This is a genomic window from Tepidimonas aquatica (assembly GCF_007556585.1).
Classification (GTDB): domain Bacteria; phylum Pseudomonadota; class Gammaproteobacteria; order Burkholderiales; family Burkholderiaceae_C; genus Tepidimonas; species Tepidimonas aquatica.
The window spans coordinates 21,539-43,078 of the sequence record NZ_VJNA01000023.1; the positions used below are offsets into that span (position 1 = coordinate 21,539).

The 21,540-nt window shown below is 70.6% G+C and carries 20 protein-coding genes; 1 reads left to right on the top strand and 19 read right to left on the bottom strand.

Features of this window, described 5'->3' with window-relative positions; all coding sequences use genetic code 11:
• Positions 1 to 2: 2 nt before the first annotated feature.
• The 19 genes from Taqua_RS09320 to Taqua_RS09410 form a co-directional block, all read right to left on the bottom strand.
• Positions 3 to 836, bottom strand: a complete 834-nt coding sequence (locus Taqua_RS09320; RefSeq protein ID WP_246094677.1) for a cell division protein FtsQ/DivIB — start codon at positions 834 to 836, stop codon at positions 3 to 5.
• Positions 833 to 1,810, bottom strand: a complete 978-nt coding sequence (locus tag Taqua_RS09325) for a D-alanine--D-alanine ligase (protein WP_144326405.1) — start codon at positions 1,808 to 1,810, stop codon at positions 833 to 835. Before Taqua_RS09325 ends, Taqua_RS09320 begins: the two co-directional genes overlap by 4 nt.
• Positions 1,807 to 3,228 carry a UDP-N-acetylmuramate--L-alanine ligase gene (murC, locus tag Taqua_RS09330; protein ID WP_144326406.1) on the bottom strand — a complete coding sequence of 474 codons (1,422 nt, stop codon included), beginning with the start codon at positions 3,226 to 3,228 and terminating at the stop codon, positions 1,807 to 1,809. Before murC ends, Taqua_RS09325 begins: the two co-directional genes overlap by 4 nt.
• Entirely contained in the window at positions 3,225 to 4,304 is a 1,080-nt protein-coding gene (murG, locus tag Taqua_RS09335) for an undecaprenyldiphospho-muramoylpentapeptide beta-N-acetylglucosaminyltransferase (RefSeq protein WP_144326407.1), read from the bottom strand. Before murG ends, murC begins: the two co-directional genes overlap by 4 nt.
• A complete protein-coding gene (gene ftsW, locus Taqua_RS09340) occupies positions 4,301 to 5,563 on the bottom strand; it encodes a putative lipid II flippase FtsW (RefSeq protein WP_144326408.1) in 1,263 nt (420 codons plus the stop codon). Before ftsW ends, murG begins: the two co-directional genes overlap by 4 nt.
• On the bottom strand, positions 5,560 to 7,098 hold the full coding sequence (murD, locus tag Taqua_RS09345) for a UDP-N-acetylmuramoyl-L-alanine--D-glutamate ligase (protein ID WP_144326409.1): 1,539 nt from the start codon (positions 7,096 to 7,098) through the stop codon (positions 5,560 to 5,562). Before murD ends, ftsW begins: the two co-directional genes overlap by 4 nt.
• A gap of 13 nt (positions 7,099 to 7,111) precedes the next feature.
• Positions 7,112 to 8,290, bottom strand: a complete 1,179-nt coding sequence (gene mraY, locus Taqua_RS09350) for a phospho-N-acetylmuramoyl-pentapeptide-transferase (protein ID WP_144326410.1) — start codon at positions 8,288 to 8,290, stop codon at positions 7,112 to 7,114.
• Positions 8,280 to 9,710 carry a UDP-N-acetylmuramoyl-tripeptide--D-alanyl-D-alanine ligase gene (locus tag Taqua_RS09355; protein ID WP_144326411.1) on the bottom strand — a complete coding sequence of 477 codons (1,431 nt, stop codon included), beginning with the start codon at positions 9,708 to 9,710 and terminating at the stop codon, positions 8,280 to 8,282. Before Taqua_RS09355 ends, mraY begins: the two co-directional genes overlap by 11 nt.
• On the bottom strand, positions 9,707 to 11,260 hold the full coding sequence (locus Taqua_RS09360; RefSeq protein ID WP_144326412.1) for a UDP-N-acetylmuramoyl-L-alanyl-D-glutamate--2,6-diaminopimelate ligase: 1,554 nt from the start codon (positions 11,258 to 11,260) through the stop codon (positions 9,707 to 9,709). The genes Taqua_RS09355 and Taqua_RS09360 overlap by 4 nt, the downstream gene beginning before the upstream one ends.
• Positions 11,257 to 13,005, bottom strand: a complete 1,749-nt coding sequence (locus Taqua_RS09365) for a peptidoglycan D,D-transpeptidase FtsI family protein (protein WP_409785252.1) — start codon at positions 13,003 to 13,005, stop codon at positions 11,257 to 11,259. The genes Taqua_RS09360 and Taqua_RS09365 overlap by 4 nt, the downstream gene beginning before the upstream one ends.
• Complete coding sequence (gene ftsL, locus Taqua_RS09370) at positions 13,002 to 13,295, bottom strand: cell division protein FtsL (RefSeq protein WP_144326413.1); 294 nt, start codon at positions 13,293 to 13,295, stop codon at positions 13,002 to 13,004. Before ftsL ends, Taqua_RS09365 begins: the two co-directional genes overlap by 4 nt.
• A complete protein-coding gene (gene rsmH / locus Taqua_RS09375) occupies positions 13,292 to 14,233 on the bottom strand; it encodes a 16S rRNA (cytosine(1402)-N(4))-methyltransferase RsmH (protein WP_144326414.1) in 942 nt (313 codons plus the stop codon). Before rsmH ends, ftsL begins: the two co-directional genes overlap by 4 nt.
• Before the next feature lie 17 nt (positions 14,234 to 14,250).
• The gene (gene mraZ, locus Taqua_RS09380; protein WP_144326415.1) at positions 14,251 to 14,679 is read right to left on the bottom strand and encodes a division/cell wall cluster transcriptional repressor MraZ; all 429 of its coding nucleotides are present in this window, start codon (positions 14,677 to 14,679) and stop codon (positions 14,251 to 14,253) included.
• Between the two features lie 220 nt (positions 14,680 to 14,899).
• Positions 14,900 to 16,219: an ATP-dependent protease ATPase subunit HslU gene (gene hslU, locus Taqua_RS09385; protein ID WP_185969601.1), complete on the bottom strand. Its 1,320-nt coding sequence runs from the start codon at positions 16,217 to 16,219 to the stop codon at positions 14,900 to 14,902.
• Positions 16,216 to 16,794 carry an ATP-dependent protease subunit HslV gene (hslV, locus tag Taqua_RS09390; protein WP_144326427.1) on the bottom strand — a complete coding sequence of 193 codons (579 nt, stop codon included), beginning with the start codon at positions 16,792 to 16,794 and terminating at the stop codon, positions 16,216 to 16,218. The genes hslU and hslV overlap by 4 nt, the downstream gene beginning before the upstream one ends.
• A gap of 5 nt (positions 16,795 to 16,799) precedes the next feature.
• Positions 16,800 to 18,407 carry an STAS domain-containing protein gene (locus Taqua_RS09395; RefSeq protein WP_144326416.1) on the bottom strand — a complete coding sequence of 536 codons (1,608 nt, stop codon included), beginning with the start codon at positions 18,405 to 18,407 and terminating at the stop codon, positions 16,800 to 16,802.
• Positions 18,408 to 18,437: 30 nt separating this feature from the next.
• Positions 18,438 to 19,142: an RNA polymerase-binding protein DksA gene (gene dksA, locus Taqua_RS09400; protein ID WP_246094678.1), complete on the bottom strand. Its 705-nt coding sequence runs from the start codon at positions 19,140 to 19,142 to the stop codon at positions 18,438 to 18,440.
• Between the two features lie 131 nt (positions 19,143 to 19,273).
• Positions 19,274 to 20,332 carry a CobW family GTP-binding protein gene (locus tag Taqua_RS09405; protein ID WP_144326418.1) on the bottom strand — a complete coding sequence of 353 codons (1,059 nt, stop codon included), beginning with the start codon at positions 20,330 to 20,332 and terminating at the stop codon, positions 19,274 to 19,276.
• Between the two features lie 39 nt (positions 20,333 to 20,371).
• Positions 20,372 to 21,163, bottom strand: coding sequence for an exodeoxyribonuclease III (locus tag Taqua_RS09410; protein WP_144326419.1), 792 nt, complete (start codon positions 21,161 to 21,163; stop codon positions 20,372 to 20,374).
• A gap of 71 nt (positions 21,164 to 21,234) precedes the next feature.
• Between Taqua_RS09410 and Taqua_RS09415 the strand changes: the two genes are divergently transcribed.
• On the top strand, positions 21,235 to 21,540 hold a 306-nt coding region (locus Taqua_RS09415; protein WP_144326420.1), incomplete at its 3' end, for a type I restriction-modification system subunit M N-terminal domain-containing protein.

Genomic DNA, 21,540 nt, shown 5'->3' on the forward strand with positions numbered 1-21,540 from the left:
TCTCAGCGGTGCGTGGGGTTGGAAGGGGCTGCGGGGACGCCGCGCTGTGCCGGCGGCGGCAGCTCGGGTTGGGTGCTGACGCCGCGCAGCTGCACGGCGTAACCGTCGGGGTAGCGCAGGTCGGCCGCCACGATGTCGCGCGCGCCGTAGCGGGCACGCAGCGCGGTTTGGGTGGTGACGAAGGTGGCCAGCCGGGCTGGGACCAGGTCGTCGCCACGGCCCAACTCGATCGGCGCGTCGCCGTCGAGCACCAGCCGCCACCCCCCGCGGTGGCTGAGCTCGAGCCGCTCCAGATCGCGCCCCAGCCGCGCCAGCAGCGGCTGCACGCGGCGCAGCATCGCCACCACCTGCTCGGCCTGCTCGGGCGGGCCGGCCAGCACCGGCCAGGCGTCGGCCACGGCTTCGTCGGCGTTGGCTTCGAACACCACGCCATCGACGCTGACCAGCTGGCTGCCGCCACGCTCGCCCCACCACGCCAGCGCCTCGTGCTCGCGCAGCGTCACGCGCAGTGTGTGCGGAAACTGGCGTTGCACGCGGGCTTCGCGCACCCACGGCAGGGCCTCGAAGCGCTCGCGCGCCTGTTGCAAATCCAGCGTCAAGAACGTGCCGCGCAGATACGGCAGCACCAGCGCGCGGATGGTGACGGCGTTTTGGTGCGTCACGTCCCCTTCGATAACGATGGTGCGCAGCGCCCACATCGGCTGGCGCGCCCACCACAGCAGCACCGCCACCACGGCGCCCAGCAAGGCCAGCGCCAACAGCGCCGCCGCGGCGGCGTTCATCAGCCGCACATCCAGCGGCAACGGCGCGGGTGGTGGGGCGACGCGGCGGTTCACGCAGCAGCCTCCGTCCCCGCCGGCGCGGGGTTGTCCAGCGTGGCCTGCGCCAGCAGCTGCAGGCACAAGGTGGGGTAGTCGATGCCAGCGGCGCGCGCCGCCATCGGCACCAGCGAGTGGCTGGTCATGCCCGGCGCGGTGTTGATCTCCAGCAGGTACGGCTGGCGCGTGGCGGCGTCGACCATGATGTCGGCGCGCGCCCAGCCACGGCAGCCCAGCGTGCGGTAGGCGCGCAGCACCAGCGCCTGGATGGTGGCCTCTTCCTCGGCGGGCAGGCCGCTGGGGATGAGGTAGCGCGTGTCGTCGCTGAAGTACTTGGCGTGGTAGTCGTAGTCGCCACCGGGGGCGACGATGCGGATCAGCGGCAGCGCGCGCGCGCTCGCCCCACTGCCGAGCACGGCGCAGGTGACCTCGTCGCCCGCGATGAACTGCTCGCACAGCACCTCGAGGTCGTGCTGCGCCGCAAGCCGGTAGGCGGCCTCGCACTGGTCGGGGGCGGTCACCTTGGTCAGGCCGATGGTCGAACCCTCGCGCGCGGGCTTGACGATCATCGGCGCGCCCAGGGCCTGCAGTGCCGCACGCGTGGCCGCGGCGCTGTCGACGCGGCGCCAGGCGGGTGTGGGCAACCCCTCGGCCTGCCAAAGGCGCTTGGTCAGCGTTTTGTCGATGGCCACGGCGCACGCCTGCACGCCGCTGCCAGTGTAGGGAATGCCCAGCAGCTCCAGCGCGCCCTGCACGGTGCCATCTTCACCCCAGCGGCCGTGCAGGGCGATGAACGCGCGCGCAAAGCCCTGGCGTGCCAGCTCGCACAACGGCTGCTGGGCCGGGTCGAACGGGTGTGCGTCCACCCCGGCGCCGCGCAGCGCCTGCAGCACGCCCTGCCCGGACATCAGCGACACCTCGCGCTCGGCCGAGCGGCCGCCCATCAGCACCGCCACCTTGCCCAGCGCACGCACGTCGATCGGCACGGTCATGCCACCACCTCCTGCACGCTGGTGCCGGCCAGCGCCACCACCTGCGCGGGTACGGCCCCGATCGAGCCCGCCCCCATGCACAGCACCACGTCACCGTCGCGCGCGTTGGCCAGGATCGCCGCCGGCAGCTCGGCCACCTCGGGCACGAACACCGGCTCCACCCGACCCGCCACGCGCAGCGCGCGGGCTAGCGCGCGACCGTCGGCAGCGACGATGGGCGCCTCGCCGGCCGGGTAGACCTCGGTCAGCAGCACAGCGTCGGCCTGCCCCAGCACACGCACAAAGTCTTCGAAGCAGTCGCGCGTGCGGCTGTAGCGGTGCGGCTGGAACGCCACCAACAGCCGCCGCCCGGGGTAGGCGCCGCGCGCCGCGGCCATCGTCGCGGCCAGCTCCGCCGGGTGGTGGCCGTAGTCGTCGATGACGAGCGCCCGCCCGCCGCCCGGCAACGGCACCTCGCCGTAGCGCTGGAAACGCCGCCCCACGCCATGGAACTCGGCCAAGGCCTGCAGCACGGCGGCGTCGGGCACACCCAGCTCGGCCGCCACGGCGATGGCGGCCAGCGCGTTGCGCACGTTGTGCTCGCCAGGCAGGTTCAGCACCACGTCCAGGTCCGGCAGGGCCACGCCGTTGCGCCGCTGCACGCGAAAGTGCATCTGTGTGCCGACGGCGCGCACGTCCAGCGCGCGCACCTGCGCGTCTTCGCTCAGGCCGTACGGCGTCACCGGGCGCTGCACCTGCGGCAGCAGCGCGCGCACGTGCGCGTCGTCCACGCACAGGATGGCCGCGCCGTAAAACGGCATGCGGTGCACGAAGTCGACAAAGGCCTGCTGCAGGCGGGCAAAGTCGTGCCCGTAGGTGTCCATGTGGTCGGCGTCGATGTTGGTGACCACCGCCATGATGGGCAGCAGGTTCAAAAACGATGCGTCGGATTCGTCGGCCTCGACGACGATGTACTCGCCCTGGCCCAGCCGCGCGTTGGCGCCGGCGCTGTTGAGCCGGCCGCCGATGACGAAGGTCGGGTCCAGCCCGGCCGCGGCCAGCACGCTGGCCACCAGGCTGGTGGTGGTGGTCTTGCCGTGCGTGCCGGCAATCGCGATGCCCTTTTTCAGCCGCATCAGCTCGGCCAGCATGACCGCGCGCGGCACCACCGGCAGCCGCAGCGCGTGCGCGGCCTGCACCTCGGGGTTGTCCGGCTGCACGGCGGTGGACACCACCACGCAGTCGGCGCCCTGCACGTGCGCCGCGTCGTGCCCCAGCAGCACGCGCGCACCCAACTGGCGCAGCCGGCGCGTGGCGGCGTTGTCGGCCAGGTCGCTGCCCGAGATGGTGTAGCCCTGGTTGAGCAACACCTCGGCGATGCCGCTCATGCCGGCGCCGCCGATGCCTACGAAGTGGATATGTCGGATCGCATGTTTCATCGTTGGGCTCCCTGGGCCAAGGCGGCGCAGGCGCGCACCATGACGTCGACGGCGTCGGTCTTGCGCTGCGCCCAGGCGGCCTGGGCCAGGCGGCGCAGCTCGTCGCGGGTGAGGCCCTGCAGCCACTGCGCCAGCCAAGCGGGGGTGAGTTCGTGTTGCGGGCACAGCCACGCGCCCCCGGCGTCGACCAGAAAGCGGGCGTTGGTGGTCTGGTGGTCGTCCACCGCGTGCGGGAACGGCACGAACAGCGCCGCTGCCCCCACCGCGGCGATTTCGGTGACCGTGCTGGCCCCGGCACGCGCGATGATGACGTCGGCCTCGGCGAAGGCGCGCGCCGTGTCGTCGATGAAGGCCACGCACTCGGCCTGCACACCGGCGCGCTGGTAGGCGTCGCGCAGCGCCTGCAGGTGGCGCTCGCCGCTTTGGTGGCGCACCAGCGGCCGCTGCTCGGGCGGCAGCAGCGCCAGCGCCTGCGGCACGATGGTGTTGAGCGCCGCCGCCCCAAGGCTGCCGCCCACCACCAACAGCTTCAGCGCGCCGGAGCGCATGGCCAGGCGTTGCTGCGGCGGGGGCTGCTGCAAGAAGGCCTCGCGCAGCGGGTTGCCGATCCACTCGCCACCGCGCAGCGCGCCGGGAAAGGCGCAATAGACGCGGTCGGCCACCTGCGCCAGCACACGGTTGGCCAGCCCCGCCACCGAATTTTGTTCGTGCAACACCAGCGGCCGGCCAGCCAGCACGGCCATCATGCCGCCGGGGAAGGTGATGTAGCCGCCCAGCCCCACCACCACGTCCGGGCGCACCCGGCGCACCACACCCCAGGCCTGCGCAAAGGCGCGCAGCAGGCGCAGCGGCAGCAGCGCCAGCGTCAGCGGCCCTTTGCCACGCACACCACCAAACTGCACCGGCTCCAGCGCAAAGCCGTGCGCCGGCACGAGGCGCGCCTCCATGCCATCGGGTGCGCCGAGCCAGTGCACGCGCCAGCCCTGCGCGCGCAGCGCCTGCGCCAGCGCCAAGCCGGGGAAGATATGCCCACCGGTGCCGCCGGCCATGATCAAGGCGCAGCGCGTGGCCGTCATGACCGCCCCCCATGCATCATGCGTTTGTTTTCCCAATCGACGCGCAGCACGAACGCGATGGCCACCAGGTTCATCAGCACCGCCGAGCCGCCGTAGCTCATCAGCGGCAGCGTCAGCCCCTTGGTGGGCAGTGCGCCCAGGTTGACGCCGATATTGATGAAGGCCTGAAAGCCGATCCACAGCCCCACGCCTTGCACCGCCAGGCCGGCAAACACCTGGTCCAGCGCGATGGCCTGGCGGCCAATCTGCATGATGCGGCGTGTCAGCCACATGAACAGGCCGATCAGCGTCAGCACGCCGACAAAGCCAAACTCCTCGCCGATGACGGCGAGCAAAAAGTCGGTGTGCGCCTCGGGCAGCCAGTGCAACTTTTCGACGCTGCCCCCCAGGCCCACGCCCCACAGGCCACCGCGGCCCAGCGCGATCAGCGCGTGCGTGAGCTGGTAGCCCTTGCCCAACGCGTGCTGCTCGCTCCAGGGGTCGAGGTAGGCGAAGATGCGCTCGCGGCGCCACTCGTTGGTCAGCACCACCATCGCAAAGGCGGCCACCACCACCAGCGCGATCAGGAAAAACATGCGCGCGCTGACCCCCCCGAGGAACAGGATGCCCATCGCGATGACCGCAATCACCATGAACGCGCCCATGTCGGGCTCGGCCAGCAGCAGCACCCCCACGATGCCCACCGCCACCGCCATCGGCCACACGGCGCGGAAAAAGCGCTCCTTGACCTCCATGCGCCGCACCATGTAGTCGGCCGCGTACAGCGCCACCGCCAGCTTGGCCAGCTCCGACGGCTGGAAATTGAGGATGCCCAGCGGGATCCAGCGCCGTGCACCGTTGACCCCCTTGCCGATGAACGGCACCAACACCACCACCAGCAACAGCAGCGACAGCAGGAACAGCGGCACCGCCGCCTTTTTCCAGGCCTCGACCGGAAACTGGAACGCCACCCAGCCGGCCAGCGCGCCCAAGGCCGCCGCCAGCGCGTGGCGCCACACGAAGTGGTAGGTGCTGTAGCTGGCAAAGCGCGGGTTGTCCGGCAGCGCCACCGAGGCCGAGTACACCATCACCAGCCCCCAACACAGCAACGCCACCACCACCCACAGCAACGGTTGGTCAATCCCCACCGCGCCTGGCGCCGGGCGTGCCGTGCCCGCCGGCGCACGCGCGCGCACCGGCAGCGGCTCGGCACGGTCCGACCGGCCACGTGGCCAGATATCGGCCAGGCGACCCCACCAGGAAGCAGCGCGCGCGCTCATGACGGCGTGCCCTCCTCGGCCTGCAATGCGTGCACGGCGTCCACAAACACCTGCGCGCGGTGCGCGTAGTCGCGAAACATATCCAGGCTTGCGCACGCGGGCGACAGCAGCACCGCATCGCCGGGCTGCGCCTGCTGGGCGCACCAGCGCACCGCCGCCTCCAGGTCCTCGAAGCGTTGGCGCCGCACGCCAGTGGCGGCCAGTGCGGCGTCGATGGCGGGGGCGTCGCGGCCGATCAGCGCCACCGCCCGGGCGTGGCGCGCCACCGCCGGCGCCAGTGGCGCAAAGTCCTGCCCCTTGCCATCGCCGCCCAAAATCACCACCAAGCGGCGCTGCGCGCCCAGGCCCTGCAACGCCGCCAGCGTGGCGCCGACGTTGGTGCCCTTGCTGTCGTCGATGTACTCGACCTCGCGCACGATGGCCACCGGCTGCACGCGGTGCGGCTCGCCGCGGTAGTCGCGCAACGCGTGCAGCAGCGGCGCCAGCGGCGCGCCGGCCGCGGTGGCCAACGCCAACGCCGCCAGGGCGTTGGCGGCGTTGTGGCGCCCCTGGATGCGCAGCGCCTCGGCCGGCATCAGCCGCTGCAGCGGCAGCGGCTCGCCGTCGGCCAACTCGGCCTCGGGCAGCGCACGCACCAGCCACGTCACCCCGCTGGTTTCTTCCAGGCCCCAGTCGCCCGGACGCTGCGGCAGGCCCAGCCCAAAGCTCACCCACGGGCGCGCGGGCTGCGGCTTGCGCCGCGCGGCGCCGCGGCCGGTCGGCACCACCTCCGGCGGCTGCCAGGCGGCTACGATGGGGTCGTCGCGGTTCAGCACCATCAGGTCGTGTGTGCCAAAGATGCGCCGCTTGGCCTCGGCGTAGGCCTGCATCGAACCGTGCCAGTCCAGGTGGTCCTGCGTGACGTTGAGCACGGTGGCTGCGGTCGGCTCGAACCCCTGCACACCGTCGAGCTGGAAGCTGGACAGCTCCAGCACCCACGCGCGTGGCAGGCGGCCCTGCTGCAGCCGCTCGGCCAGGGTGTCCAGCAGCGTCGGGCCGATGTTGCCGGCCACGGCCACGTCCCACCCCAGGGCCTGCAGCAGGTGGCCGGTCAGCGCGGTGGTGGTGGTTTTGCCGTTGGTGCCGGTGATGGCCAGCACCACCGGCGCGGCGCCGCCGCGTTCGGTCAACGTACGCACCGCACCGGCCCACAGCTCCAGCTCACCCACCCACGGCACGCCGGCGGCTTGCGCGGCAGCGCGCAGGCCTGCCCACTGCGCCGGGGCAAGCCCCGGCGAGCGCGCCACCAACGCCCACGCCGCATGGGTCCACAGGGCCTGGTCCAGCGCCACGCCCGCCAGCAGCTCCGCCCCCGGGGCCACCTGCTGCAAGGCCTGCGTCTGCGGCGGCTGCGCGCGCGTGTCGGCCACCGTCACACGCGCGCCAGCCGCGTGCAGCCAGCGCGCCAGCGCCAGTCCGCTGGCGCCCAGGCCCAGCACCAGCGCAGGGCGCCCCTGCAACAGCGGCAACAGGTCGTGCGTCCAGGCAGTCGTCATCGTGGCAACCCCGTCAGCGCAACTTCAGCGTCGACAAACCCACCAGGCACAGCAGCATGGTGATGATCCAAAAGCGCACCACCACCTGCGTTTCGCGCCAGCCCGATTTTTCGAAGTGGTGGTGCAGCGGCGCCATCTTGAACAGGCGTCGGCCCTCGCCGTAGCGGCGCCGCGTGTATTTGAAATAGGCCACCTGCGCCATCACCGACAGCGCCTCGGCCACGAAGATGCCGCCCATGATGGCCAGCACGATCTCCTGGCGCACGATGACGGCGATGGTGCCCAGCGCCCCGCCCAGCGCCAGCGCCCCGACGTCACCCATGAACACCTGGGCTGGGTACGCGTTGAACCACAAAAACGCCAGCCCCGCCCCGCCCATCGCGGCGCAGAAGATCAGCACCTCCCCGGTGCCGGGGATGTAGGGCAGCAGCAGGTAGCGCGCAAACACCGCGTTGCCGGTGACGTAGGCGAACACCCCCAACACCGCGCCCACCATCACCACCGGCATGATGGCCAGGCCGTCGAGCCCGTCGGTGAGGTTGACGGCGTTGCTGCTGCCCACGATGACCAGGTAGGTCAGGATGACAAACCCCACCACCCCCAGCGGGTAGCTCACCTCTTTGAAAAACGGCACCATCAGGCCGGCTTGCTGGGGCAGCTCCACCGTAAAGCCGGATTGCACCCAGGCCACGAAGAGCTGCCACACGCGCGCGTTGGAGCCTTCCGAAATCGCAAACACCAGGTACAGCGCCGCCAGCAACCCGATGGCCGACTGCCAGGCGTACTTTTCACGCGAGCGCATGCCTTCGGGGTCTTTGCGCACGACCTTGCGCCAGTCGTCCACCCAACCGATGGCGCCCATGCCCAGCGTCACCGCCAGCACCACCCACACGAAGCGGTTGCTCCAGTCGAACCACAGCAACGTCGAAGCGGTGATGGCAAACAGGATCAACACCCCGCCCATCGTGGGGGTGCCGCTTTTGCTCAGGTGCGCCTGCACGCCGTAGCTGCGGATGGGTTGGCCGATTTTGAGCTCGGTCAGGCGCCGGATGAACCACGGGCCGGCCGCCAGCCCGAGCAGCAGCGCCGTCATCGCTGCCATCACGGCCCGAAACGTCAGGTACTGAAAGACGCGCAAAAAGCCCCATTCGGGCATCAGGCGCCACAGCCACTCGGCCAGCTCAGGCAGCATCACGCCCCCCTTGTGCGGTGTCGGTGGCCAGCGCCTGCAAGGCCTGCACCACCCGCTCCATGCGCATGAAGCGCGATCCCTTGACCAGCACGCTGCCGCCGCGCGGCAGCGCCTGTGGCAGCGCGGCCAGCAACGACTCGACGCTGTCGAAATGGCGCAACCACCCCGACGCGTCGGCCAGCGCCGCCGCGGCCTGCCCCAGCCAGGTGCCGCTGGTCCACACGCGCCCGATGCCCTTCGAGCGCGCGTGCCGCAGCACCTCGTCGTGAAACGCCAGCGCCTGCGCGCCCACTTCGCCCATATCGCCCAGCACCAGCCAGTGCGGGGCGGGCAGTTCGGCCAGCATGTCGATGGCGGCGCGCACCGAGTCCGGATTGGCGTTGTAGCTGTCGTCCACCACCGTCCAGCGCTGCCCGGCTAGCGTCCACGCGTAGGCGCGGCAGCGGCCCGCCACCGGCTGGAACGCGGCCAGCCCCGCGGCCACATCGTCCAGCCCCACCCCGGCGGCCAGCGCGCAAGCCGCGGCGGCCTGCGCGTTGCGCACGTGGTGCCGACCGGCGATGGCCAGCCGCGTGGACACCGTGCCCAGCGGTGTGTGCAAGCGCAGCGCCCACGCGTCGCCGTCCCAGCTTGCCTGCGCTTGCACATCGGCCCCCGGCGCCCCAAAGGTCAGCACCCGTCGCGCCCCCGCCAACGTGCGCCACAGCGGGGTGTGGGTGTCGTCGTGCGGCAGCACGGCCACGCCGTCGGCCCCCAGCGCGGCCAGCACGCTGCCGTTTTCGCGCGCCACGGCCTCGACGCTGGCCATGAACTCCTGGTGCTCGCGCTGCGCGTTGTTGACCAGCGCCACCGTCGGGCGCGCCCACGCCGCCAGTTGCGCGATTTCGCCCGGGTGGTTCATGCCGAGCTCGACCACCGCCAGCCGGTGCGCGGGTCGCAGCCGCAGCAGCGTCAGCGGCACACCGATGTCGTTGTTGAGGTTGCCGGCCGTGGCCAGGGCGGCCTCCCCGGCGGCGGCGCGCAGGATGGCGGCGGTCATCTGCGTCACCGTGGTTTTGCCGTTGCTGCCGGTCACCGCGATCAGCGGCCCGCGGTAGACCTGGGCGCGCCAGGCGGCGGCCAGGGCGCCCAGCGCGGCGCGGCTGTCGGGCACCTCCACCCCGCACAACCCGGCCGCGGCCAGCCCGCGCTCGGCCAACGCGCCCACGGCATTGGCCGCCGCGGCCTGCGGCAAAAAGTCGTGCGCATCGAAGCGCTCGCCGCGCAGCGCCACGAACAGGTCACCCGCGCGCAGCGTGCGGGTGTCGCTGTGCACACGCTGCGGCGCCAGCGCCGCCACGTCGCCCACCACGCGCGCGCCCGGCAGCGTGGCCAGCAACGCACCCAGCCCCAGCATCGGGGTGTCGGCCACGGCGTTCATGCCTGTTCCTCCCATCGCCGCTGCAGCGCCGCGCGCGCTTGCTGCACGTCGCAAAACGGGTGGCGCACGCCGGCGATTTCCTGGTACTGCTCGTGCCCCTTGCCAGCCAGCAGCACGACGTCGTGCGCATCGGCCTGCTGCACGGTCCACGCGATGGCGGCGGCGCGATCCGGCTCCAGCACCGCCCGCGCGGGGTTGATGAGACCTTGCACCATCTGCGCAATGATCTGGTGCGGGTCCTCGCTGCGCGGGTTGTCGCTGGTGATGACGACGCGGTCGGCCCAGGCTTCGGCGGCGGCGGCCATACGCGCTCGCTTGCTCGGGTCGCGGTCGCCGCCACAGCCCAGCACGCACCACAGGCGCCCGCCCCGAGCCTGCGCCAGCGGCCGCAGCGCTTGCAGGGCTTTTTCGACGGCGTCGGGCGTGTGCGCGTAGTCGATGATCACCTGCGGCAGGGCGGCGCCCTGCGGGGCGTCGGGCCACGCCGGCTGCATACGGCCGGGCACCGCGGTCAGCCGTGGCGCCGCGGCGGCCAGGGCCTGCCACGTCACCCCCTGCGCGCGCAACGCCGCCGCCACCGCCAGCAGATTGGCCACGTTGTGCGTCCCCACGACCGGCAGCGTCAACGTCGCGGCGGGCTGGCCCTGCTCGACGACCGCAAAGCGCATGCCGTGTGGCGTCCACTGCACCTCGTGCGCCCACAGACGCGGGGTGTGCGCGGCATCGAGCCCGTAGGTCCACAGATCCAGCGCGCCGGCTTGCGCCCGCGGCGCCAGTTCCGCAGCCAGCCGCTGCCCATAGGGGTCGTCCACGCACACCACCGCCACGCGCACGCCAGGCCAGTCGAACAGGCGACGCTTGGCCTGCCAGTAGTCCTCCATCGTGCCGTGGTAGTCAAGGTGGTCCTGCGTCAGGTTGGTGAAGACGGCGGTGTGCACGTGGCAACCGTCCAGCCGCCCTTCCTCCAGACCAATCGACGACGCCTCCAGCGCCACCAGCGACACGCCGTCGGCCACGAATCGCCGCAGCGCGTCTTGCAGCGTCACCGGGTCGGGGGTGGTCAGGCCGGTGGGCTGCAACGGCTGGCCGGGCCGGCCCACGCCGAGGGTGCCGATCACACCCGACGCCACGCCGGCCTGCGCCGCCCACTGCGCACTCCACCAGGCGGTGGAGGTTTTGCCGTTGGTGCCGGTGATGGCCAGCAGCGCCAGCCGCTGGCTCGGGTGTTGCCACCACGCGCTGGCCAGCGGACCCGCCAGCGCACGCAACCCCGCCAGCGCCGCCACCGGGGCCTGCGCGGGCCACGGGGCCGTCGGCTGGGCCTGCCACCAGGCGGCCAATCCCTCGGCATCGACCAGCGCGGCGCGCGCCCCACCGGCCAGCGCCGCGGCGACGTAGGCACGCCCGTCGGTCGCCGCCCCCGGCCAGGCCAGCAAGCAGTCGCCCGGCTGCAGCCGGCGGCTGTCGGCGCACAGGCCCTGCACGCCGTGGGCACGCAGCCACGCCAGCGCCGCCTCCAGGTCATCGAGCCGCTGCACCGGCACGCTCATACCGGCTCCTCCGCAATGGCGTTGGCGATGATTTGCGGCTGCACCCGCACGTCTGGCGCCACACCCAGCAGGCGCAGCGTCTGCTGCGCCACATCGGCAAACACCGGTGCAGCCACGGCGCCGCCGTAGATGACGCCGTTGGAGGGCTCGTCCACCATCACGGCGATGACCACGCGCGGCGACTCCACCGGCGCCAGCCCCACGAAAAACGCCCGGTACTTGCGCGCCGCGTAGCCGCGCCCCTCCTGCTTGCGCGCGGTGCCCGTTTTGCCACCGACCGAGTAGCCCACGGTTTGCGCCTGCTGCGCGGTGCCGCCGGGGCTGGTGACCATCTGCAGCATCTGGCGCACCGCCAGCGCGTTGCGCTCGCTGTAGACGCGCACGCCGTGCGCCGGCTCGTCGCGGCGCAGCAGCGTCAGCGGCAGCAGCTCGCCGTCGCGGGCAAACACGGTGTAGGCCTGCGCCAGCTGCACCAGCGACACCGACAGGCCGTAGCCGTAGGCCATCGTGGCCTGCTCGATCGGGCGCCAGCCCTGGTAGGCGCGCAGCCGCCCGCTGGTGGCACCGGGAAACGGCAGCTGCGGCTTGTGCCCCAACCCCAGGCGCACGTAGGTCTCCCACATGTCGCGCGGGGTCAGCTGCATGGCCAGCTTGACGGTGCCGACGTTGCTGGACTTCTGGATGATCTCGGCCACCGTCAGCACGCCGTAGGGGTGCACGTCGGCAATGGTGAAGCCCCCCATTTGCAGCCGGCCCGGCGCGGTTTGCACCGGCGTGTCGGGGCGCACCAGGCCCTTGTCCAGCGCCAGCGCGGCGATGAAAGGCTTCATCGTCGAGCCCGGCTCGAAACTGTCGGTCAACGCGCGGTTGCGCAGCTGCTCGCCACTGAGGTTACGGCGGTTGTTGGGGTCGTAGCTGGGGTAGTTGGCCAACGCCAGCACCTCGCCGGTACGCGCATCCAGCACCACCGCGCTGCCGCCGCGGGCGTTGTGCTGCTGCACGGCTTCTTTGAGCCGCTGATAGGCAAAGTACTGCACCCGCGCGTCGATCGACAGTTGCAGGTCGCGCCCGTCCTGCGGCGGCACGATGTCGCGCACGTCCTCGACGATGCGCCCGAGGCGATCCTTGATGACACGGCGCGAGCCGGGCTTGCCCAGCAGTTCACGCTCGAACGCCAGCTCCACCCCTTCCTGGCCACGGTCTTCGACGTTGGTGAAGCCCACCACGTGCGCCAGCGCCTCGCCCTGTGGGTATTGGCGCTTGTACTCCTTGCGCAGGTAGACCCCGGGGATGCCCAGCGCCTTGACGCGCTGCGCCAGCGGCTCGTCGAGCTGGCGACGCAGCCACACGAAGTTGCGCTGATCCACCTGCAGACGGCGGCGCAGCTCGGGCAGCGGCAAGCCCAGCAGGCGCGCCAGCTCGCCCAGCTTGGGGTGGTCGAGGTCCACGTCCTCGGGGTCGGCCCAGACGCTTTGCGCTTCGACGCTTTGCGCCAGGACCATGCCGTTGCGGTCCAGGATGCGCCCGCGGCTGGCCGGCAGCTCCAGCGTGCGCGCGTAGCGCACCTCGCCCTGGCGCTGAAAAAACTCGCTGCCGATGACCTGCACGTACGCCGCACGGGCGGCCAGCCCGACGAAGGCCAGCGCCAGCACCGCCACCACGAAGCGGCTGCGCCACACCGGCGTGGCGCTGGTCAGCAGCGGGCTGCTGCCGTAGGGGATGCTGCGCTTGGCGCGCACGTTCACGGCGCCGCCCCCCCTGCCACGGCGTCGACCGGCAGCGCCACGTACTCGGTGATGCCGGGGTGGGCCGGGTGCATATGCAGGCGCTGGCGTGCCAGTTGCTGCACCCGCGCTGGCGCCGCCAGCGCGCGCTGTTCGACCACCAGCCGCTCATGGTCGGCCTGCAACCGCGCCCCTTCGGCACGCGCACGCTCCAGCGCCACGTACAGCCGGCGCGACTGGTGCTGCAACTCCACCAGATGAAAGCTGCTGGCCAGCAGCACCGCCAACAGCAGCAGGTTCAGGCGCGTCATGCCCGCCGCCCTCCTGCCGCTGGCCGCGGCGCCGCCGTACGGGTGGCGCAGCGCATCACGGCGCTGCGCGCGCGCGGGTTGTCCTGCACCTCGGCAGCCGACGGCATCACGCGCTGCACCTCGGCCAGCAGTGGCGCCGCGGGCTCGGCCATCGGCGCGCGCCGGTCAACCTCGGCACGGCTGTGGCGCTGCATGAAGCGCTTGACCATGCGGTCTTCCAGCGAGTGAAAGCTGATCACCACCAGCCGCCCGCCGGGGCGCAGCACGCTCAGACTGGCGTCGAGCGCCTGTTGCAGCTCCTCAAGCTCGGCGTTGATGTGAATCCGAACAGCCTGAAATGTGCGCGTTGCAGGGTCCTTGCCCGGCTCGCGGGTTTTGACCGCACCAGCCACGATTTCGGCCAGCTCGGCGGTGGTTCGAACAGGCCCCCGTTCCTGTCGGCGGCGATCAATCGCCTTTGCAATCGGTGCAGCAAACCGCTCTTCGCCGTATTCACGAATCACCTCCGTCATCTCGGCCACCGTGGCCGTGGCCAACCACTGGGCGGCGCTGAGGCCGCGCGTGGGGTCCATGCGCATGTCCAGCGGCCCGTCGTGGCGGAAGGAAAACCCCCGCGCCGCATCATCCAGCTGCGGCGAACTGACGCCCAAATCCAGCAACACCCCGTCCACGCTGGACGCCGGCAATGTGGCCAGCGCCGCAAACCCCTCGTGGCGCACCGTCAAGCGCGCATCCGCCGCGGCCAGCGCCTGCGCCACCGCGATGGCCTCGGGGTCTTTGTCGAACACCGTCAGCCGCCCGCGCGGCGACAGCCGCTGCAGGATGGCGCGGCTGTGCCCACCGCGGCCAAAGGTGCCGTCGATGTAGTGACCGTCCGGTTGGATCTGAAGGGCCTGGACCGCTTCGTTCAACAGGACGGTGCGATGGAGGGGTTGCATCGTCACCGTCGCCTCCGTCAGAACGAAAAGTCCTTGAAGGCGTCGGGCATCTCGCCGCGCATGGCCTCGGCCTCCTGCGCGGCGTAGGTCGCGGCATCCCACAGCTCGAAGTGGTTGCCCATGCCCAGCAGCATCGCCTCTTTGGTGATGCCGGCAGCGCTGCGCAGCTCCGGCGCGATCAGCACCCGCCCCTGCCCGTCCATCTCGACATCCTGGGCGTTGCCCAGAAAGATGCGCTTCCACCACTGCGCCGACATCGGCAGCTGCGCGATGCGTTGGCGAAACGCCTCCCACTCCGGACGCGGAAAGATCATCAGGCAGCCGTGCGGGTGCTTGGTGATCGTCAGCTGCCCGGCGGCGGTGGCCAGCAGCACGTCGCGATGCCGGGTCGGCACCGACAGCCGACCCTTGGCATCGAGAACGAGGGATGACGCACCTTGAAACACGGTTCAGACCCGCGGCGGGCTCCACTTTGCACCACTTTTTTGCACTTCCTCCCACTGTAGCACCAAATGGGCCGGCGCGACAAGCCCAAACGACGATTTTTAGCCTGAAATCAACGACTTAAGGCCGATTTGCAGCGCAAATCGGCCCCTCAAAATAACCCAATCATCAAGCACTTACAAGCGGTATGCAACACACCGCTTGAAGTTCTGGCGCGCTCGCTTACAAGATGAAACGCGACAGGTCCTCGTTGCGCGCCAGCTCGCCCAGGCGGGCGTCCACGTAGGCGGCGTCGATCGTGACGGTCTGGCCGCTGCGGCGCGCGGCGTCGAAGCTGATCTCGTCCAGCAGGTGCTCCATCACGGTGGCCAGGCGGCGCGCGCCGATGTTTTCGGTGCGCTCGTTGACCTCCCAGGCCACCGCGGCGATGCGGCGGATGGCGTCGTCGGTGAAGGTGAGCGTCACCCCCTCGGTGGCCAGCAACGCTTGGTACTGCCGCACGAGGCTGGCGTGCGTCTGCGTCAGAATGGCCTCGAAATCCTGCACCGACAGCGGCTGCAGCTCCACCCGTATCGGGAAGCGCCCCTGCAGCTCCGGGATCAGGTCACTGGGCTTGCTCAAGTGAAACGCCCCGCTGGCGATGAACAGGATGTGGTCGGTCTTGACCGGCCCGTATTTGGTCGACACCGTCGTGCCTTCCACCAGCGGCAGCAAGTCGCGCTGCACGCCCTGGCGCGACACGTCGGCGCCATTGACTTCACTGCGGGTGGCCACCTTGTCGATTTCGTCGATGAAAACGATGCCGTTTTGCTCCAGGTTGTGGATGGCCTCGGCGCGCACCTCGTCCTCATTGAGCAGCTTGGCGGCCTCTTCCTCCACCAGCAGGCGACGCGCCTCGCCGATGCGCAGCTTGCGCAGCTTGCGCCGCCCCAGGTTCAACTGCCCAAACAGCCCTTTGAGCTGCTCGGCCATCTCCTCCATACCGGCGGGCGTCATCACCTCCAGCTGCGGCTGCGGCGCGGCCAGCTCCAGCTCGACCTCCTTGTCGTCGAGCTGGCCCTCGCGCAGCTTTTTGCGAAACACCTGCCGCGCGTGCGAATCGCGGTCGACGTCGCCGTCGCGCGGCGGCGGCAGCAGCGCGTCGAGGATGCGGTCCTCGGCAGCGTCTTCGGCGCGCGTGCGCACGCGCGCCATCGCCGCTTCGCGCGTTTGCTTGACAGCCACGTCCGCCAGGTCACGGATGATGCTGTCGACGTCCTTGCCGACGTAGCCGACTTCGGTGAACTTGGTGGCCTCGACCTTGATGAAGGGCGCGTTGGCCAGCTTGGCCAAGCGCCGCGCGATTTCGGTCTTGCCCACACCGGTGGGACCGATCATCAGGATATTTTTCGGCGTGATTTCAGGGCGCAGCTTGGCGTCCACCTGCTGGCGGCGCCAACGGTTGCGCAGCGCGATGGCCACCGCACGCTTGGCGGCGTGCTGGCCGATGATGTGCGCGTCGAGCTCGGAGACGATTTCCTGCGGGGTCATGGCCGCGCTCATGCGAGCACCTCCACGGTGTGGTTCTGGTTGGTGTAGATGCACAGGTCGCCGGCGATGCGCAGCGCCTCGCGCACCACGGCCTCGGCGGTCAGCGTCGTATGGTCCAGCAGTGCCTTGGCAGCGGCCTGCGCGTAGACGCCACCGGAACCAATGGCAATGATGCCGTGCTCGGGCTCCAGCACGTCGCCGTTGCCGGTGATCACCAGGCTGGTGCTGCGGTCGGCCACCGCCAGCATCGCCTCCAACCGGCGCAGCACGCGGTCGGTGCGCCAGTCCTTGGTCAGCTCCACCGCCGCACGCACCAGATGGCCCTGGTGCTTGTCCAGCTTGGCCTCGAAGCGCTCGAACAACGTGAAGGCGTCCGCGGTGGCGCCGGCAAACCCTGCCAGCACCTGATCGCGGTACAACCGGCGCACCTTGCGCGCGCTGGCCTTGACGACGATGTGGCCCAGCGTCACCTGGCCATCGCCACCCATGGCCACCTGCTGGCGGCTGGGGTCGGCGGGGTCGGGGCGGCGCACGCAAACAATCGTGGTGCCGTGGAACACGGCGCGGGTCGAGTCGTGGTCTTGCATGGCCGCTATTGTCGCAGCCTCACCTCGGCCACCTGGTCGATGCCCACCGTGTGCAGCAGCAAGCCGACCAGCGGCGCTACGCCATGCCACTCGGTGCGCACGCCACGCGCGCGTGCCGCGAGCAGCCATTGCAGCAAGGCGCCCACCGCCGCAAAGTCCAACCGGCGCAAGCCTTGCGCGTCGATGTGCAGCAGCGGCACGGTGTCGCCGGCGGCGGCCTCGTGGCGCAGCAGCGCGTCGTCCAGCCGCGCCAGCACCGGCCCGATGTCGCCGCACAGCACGCCCTCCAGCGCCACGGTGGTCGGGGTCGGGATGGACGCTGGCTGCGACGGCACCCAATCGGCCAGCGCCGTGGCCATGGCGGGGAAATCGTGCTCGTCCGCCGCCTCCACCGGCACCGGCACCGGCTCCGCCACGGCCACCGGCGCTACGGCCGCCGGCTCCGGCAGCGCCTGCACCTCCACCACCAGGGCGCGCGGCGCCTGCCACGGTGGCAGCACCAGGCCCGCGGTGGCGTAGGCGTCCAGCGCCACCAGCTCGTACGAAGCGCGCCGGTCCAGCAACCGCAGCGCCGCCAGCCGCAGCCGCCACCACATCGGTTCCACGTCCGCCCGGCCGGAAGGCGTGGCCTCTTTGAGACGGCGCAGCAGCACGCCAGTGCCGGCCATCGTCAGCACGCGCGGCTCGTCGGCCCAGCGCTGCCAGCACGGCAGCAACACGGCCGCCGCCGCGGCGTCGATGGTTTCGAGCGCGCGCCAATCCAGCCCGTCGGGCTCGGCGTGCGTGGCCCATGCCTGCACGTCGTCGGCACGCAACCGGGCTGGGCAGCGCCACACCCGCTGCGGCCCTGGCGTGGCGGGCGTCGCGGGGACTTGCACCGGCCACGGCAGCACCGGCTGGCCGCAGCGCTGGGCCCACTGCGCGGCCCAGGCGTCGTAGCCCTCGCGGTCGCACAACGCCCACAGCAGATCCAGCTTCAGCCGCCCAGCCACACAGGCCAGCAAGGCGTCGTCGCTGCGCTGCAGCATGGTCTGCAAGCCACGCTGCACCACCTCGAAGCGCCCGTTGGCAAACGCCACCGCCAGCTCGGTCAGCGCCGGGTGCCCAAGCCACGCTTGCATCGCCACGGCGCCACGTGGGTCGGGGTGCACGATGTCGATGGCCAACCGCGGCACCCGGGCCGCACCGGCCTCGGCGGGGCCGGCCGCACGCTCGGCGGTTGCAGGGGCTGCCTCGTGCGGCGGCGCCGTCGGCACACCCCCCCACTGCTGGGCCATGTGGGCCTCGATGCGGGCAATCTGCTCCATCGTGCCGCTGCGCGGTGTGGCGGGCAACGGCCAGGCGCTGGCCTGTTCGGTGTCGCCACGTGGGGGGCGGGGGGGGGCCGGCGCGGCTTCGCCGCGCTGCTGGCGCAGCAGCGCGCGCAGCTCCTGCAGCTCGGCGCGGCGTACCTCGTCGTGGTGGCGACGGCGTTGCAGGGCCGCTTGCAAGGCGGCCCGCTCCTCCTGCAAACCGCGCACCTGGCGGGTGCTGTCGCGCCAGCGCCGCCACCAGCGCACCAGCGCCGCCCACCCGCGCGGCGGGGCGTCAGCACCGGCAACCTTCGGTTCCATGCCCACCCGGGGGCCGCGCGGCGTGGACCGTCAGTCCCCAAACAGTTTTTGCTTCAGCTCGCGGCGTTGCTGCGCCTCGATCGACAGGCTGGCCGTGGGGCGCGCCAACAGACGGCCCACCCCGATGGGCTCGCCGGTTTCTTCGCAGTAGCCGTACTCGCCGCTGTCGATGCGGGCCAAGGCCTGCTCGATCTTTTTGAGCAGCTTGCGCTCGCGGTCACGCGTGCGCAGCTCCAGCGCATGCTCCTCTTCGATCGTGGCCCGGTCGGCCGGGTCGGGCACCACCACGGTGTCCTCGCGCAGATGCTCGGTGGTCTCGCCGGCGTTGAGCAGGATGTCGTGCTTGAGCTGCTGCAGCTTGCGGCGGAAGTACGCCAGCTGCACGTCGTTCATGTACTCCTCGTCCGGCATGGCCAGGATGTCGGCGTCGGTGAGCTGCTCGACGGGAAGCTTTTTCCAGTTGTCGGCGCGCTTGGGGTCCTTGACCAAAACAGAGGCAGACGGGGCGATGGTGGCGGTCATGGCAGGTTGAGCGGTGTAACTGGCCTTGGCGGCACGCGGATCGTGCGTGGGGGTCACGGCCTCGGTGGTTTGGGCATGCATCGCGGCTTGCTGCGCGCGCCGGGTGGCGGCCGCCGAGGGCTTGCGCGCGGCGCGGGGCGGTGCGGCCGGTTCGGTCGCCGCGGCTGCGGCGGCCGGCTGGGCGGCCTTGGAGGACGACTTGCGTTGGCTCACCACGATGCATCTCCTCTGCTGGGGCCGGGCTGGTCACTGAAAGGCCGCCGGCGGCCTCCCTGCCGCCAAACGCCCGCCCGGCTCGAATGGGCGCCGATTGTAAGCGCAGCGGCGCGCCATGCGCGCAAGCGTCACACCAGCGACTGCTGCAACCCCTGCTCCAGGATGTCGCGCGGTAGGTCGATGCCGATGAACACCATCTTGCTCTCGCGCTTTTCGCCCGGCTTCCACATCGGCCCCAGGTCGCTGCCCATCAACTGGTGCACCCCCTGGAAAATGACCTTGCGGTCGGTGCCAGCCATGTGCAGCACGCCCTTGTAGCGCAACAGCTTGGGCCCCCAGACCTGCACCACCGCGCCCAAAAAATCCTCCAGCTTGCGCGGGTCGAACGCGCGTTCGCTCTTCCACACGAAGCTTTTGACGTCGTCGTGGTGGTGGTGCTTGGCGTGACCGTGGGGGTGATGGTGGCCGTGACCGTGGTCGTGCTCGCAGTGACCATGGTCATGGTCGCAGTGGCCGTGGTCGTGCTCGTCGGCGCGCAAAAAATCCGGGTCGATGTCCAGCTTGGCGTTGAGGTTGAAGCCGCGCAGGTCCAGCACCTTGCTCAGCGGCACGTGGCCGAAGTGCGCCGTCTCGATCGGGGCGCGCGGGTTCATGGGCTTGAGGCGGTGCACCAGCGCGTCCAGCTCCTCGGACGACACCAAATCGGCTTTGCTGATGAAGATCTGGTCGGCAAAACCCACCTGGCGGCGCGCTTCCTGCCGCAGGTCCAGCTGCTGCTGGGCGTGCTTGGCGTCCACCAGCGTGATGATCGAGTCCAGCAGGTAGGTCTCGGCCACCTCGTCGTCCATGAAGAACGTCTGCGCCACCGGCCCGGGGTCGGCCAAGCCGGTGGTCTCGATGATCACGCGGTCGAACGCCAGCAGCCCCTTGCGCCGCTTGGCCGCCAACAGCGCCAGCGTGCTGCGCAGGTCCTCGCGGATCGTGCAGCACACACAGCCGTTGCTCATCTGCACGATCTGCTCCTCGGTGTCCGCCACCAGGATGTCGTTGTCGATGTTCTCCGCACCGAACTCGTTTTCGATGACGGCGATGCGCTGCCCATGGGCTTCGGTGAGCACGCGCTTGAGCAGCGTGGTTTTGCCCGAGCCCAAAAAGCCGGTCAGAATGGTCGCAGGAATGAGTGCCATGTCACCAGTGTAGGGCATGCGTCAAGCGCGCGCACACCGCTACAGCGCGGTGTCGTATTCGATGGTCAACGGCGCGTGGTCTGAAAACCGCTGCGCTTTGTACACCTCGGCACGGCGCGCCAGCGCCGCCAGCGCCGGCGTGGCCAGGTGGTAGTCGATGCGCCAGCCCACGTTCTTGGCCCACGCTTGGCCGCGGTTGCTCCACCAGGTGTAGCCCTCGCCCTCGGCGTCGGGGTGCAGGCGGCGGTACACATCCACCCAGCGGCCATCGCCCAGCAGACGCGTCATCCAGGCGCGCTCCTCAGGCAAAAAGCCACTGTTGTTCTGGTTGCCGCGCCAGTTTTTCAAGTCCTTCTCGGTGTGGGCGATGTTGACGTCGCCACACACCAACGCTTCGCCGCGCGCCGCCAACTGCGCCAACACGGGTTCGATCTGGTCCAAAAAACGGTATTTGGCAGCCTGACGCTCGTCGCCCGACGAGCCGCTGGGGAAGTACACGCTGACCACGCTCAGCTTGCGCTGCGGCGTGTCGAAGCGCAGCTCCAGGTAGCGTCCCTCGTCGTCGAACTCCGGCACCCCGATGCCCACCACCACGTCGCTGGGCTCGTGCCGGGTGTAGATGCCCACGCCCGAGTAGCCTTTTTTGGCAGCGCAGTGAAAATACCCCCGCAGATCCCCCAGAACCTCGAAGCGGCCGGCCAAGTCGGGCGGCTGAGCCTTGAGCTCCTGCACACACAGCACGTCCGGCGCTGCCGCCACGGTCCATGCCGGCAGTCCCTTGCTCACCGCGGAGCGGATGCCGTTGAGGTTGAGAGAGGTCACACGCAACATGGGGCGCGATGGTAGCGCATGGGGGCTGGGTAAACTGTTGCCCCCACACGCCCCAAGGGAGCCCCTAGCCGATGCCACGCACCGCCAGCCGCACACCCGCTGCCAGCGCCGCCAGTGCTCAACTTGGCTTCGAGGCCAAACTCTTCAAAGCCGCCGACAAGCTGCGCGGCAACATGGAGCCCAGCGACTACAAGCACGTCGTGCTGGGCCTGATCTTCCTGAAATACATCTCCGACGCCTTCGAGGCCAAGCACCAGGCCCTGCTGGCCGAAGACCCGGCCGCCGCCGAAGACCACGACGAATACCTTGCCGACAACATTTTTTGGGTACCAAAGGAAGCACGTTGGTCCTACCTGCGCGCCAACGCCAAGCACCCT

Bases quoted from the DNA above. Each gene is read 5' to 3' on its own strand.
- Taqua_RS09360 (WP_144326412.1), bottom strand. From the start codon at position 11,260: ATGAGCGTGCCGGTGCAGCGGCTCGATGACCTGGAGGCGGCGCTGGCG.
- Taqua_RS09395 (WP_144326416.1), bottom strand. From the start codon at position 18,407: ATGGAACCGAAGGTTGCCGGTGCTGACGCCCCGCCGCGCGGGTGGGCG.
- hslV (WP_144326427.1), bottom strand. From the start codon at position 16,794: ATGCAAGACCACGACTCGACCCGCGCCGTGTTCCACGGCACCACGATT.
- murC (WP_144326406.1), bottom strand. From the start codon at position 3,228: ATGAAACATGCGATCCGACATATCCACTTCGTAGGCATCGGCGGCGCC.
- ftsL (WP_144326413.1), bottom strand. From the start codon at position 13,295: ATGACGCGCCTGAACCTGCTGCTGTTGGCGGTGCTGCTGGCCAGCAGC.
- murG (WP_144326407.1), bottom strand. From the start codon at position 4,304: ATGACGGCCACGCGCTGCGCCTTGATCATGGCCGGCGGCACCGGTGGG.
- hslU (WP_185969601.1), bottom strand. From the start codon at position 16,219: ATGAGCGCGGCCATGACCCCGCAGGAAATCGTCTCCGAGCTCGACGCG.
- rsmH (WP_144326414.1), bottom strand. From the start codon at position 14,233: ATGCAACCCCTCCATCGCACCGTCCTGTTGAACGAAGCGGTCCAGGCC.
- Taqua_RS09405 (WP_144326418.1), bottom strand. From the start codon at position 20,332: ATGGCACTCATTCCTGCGACCATTCTGACCGGCTTTTTGGGCTCGGGC.
- murD (WP_144326409.1), bottom strand. From the start codon at position 7,098: ATGACGACTGCCTGGACGCACGACCTGTTGCCGCTGTTGCAGGGGCGC.
- mraY (WP_144326410.1), bottom strand. From the start codon at position 8,290: ATGCTGCCTGAGCTGGCCGAGTGGCTGTGGCGCCTGATGCCCGAATGG.
- Taqua_RS09325 (WP_144326405.1), bottom strand. From the start codon at position 1,810: ATGACCGTGCCGATCGACGTGCGTGCGCTGGGCAAGGTGGCGGTGCTG.
- Taqua_RS09410 (WP_144326419.1), bottom strand. From the start codon at position 21,163: ATGTTGCGTGTGACCTCTCTCAACCTCAACGGCATCCGCTCCGCGGTG.
- ftsW (WP_144326408.1), bottom strand. From the start codon at position 5,563: ATGAGCGCGCGCGCTGCTTCCTGGTGGGGTCGCCTGGCCGATATCTGG.
- Taqua_RS09355 (WP_144326411.1), bottom strand. From the start codon at position 9,710: ATGAACGCCGTGGCCGACACCCCGATGCTGGGGCTGGGTGCGTTGCTG.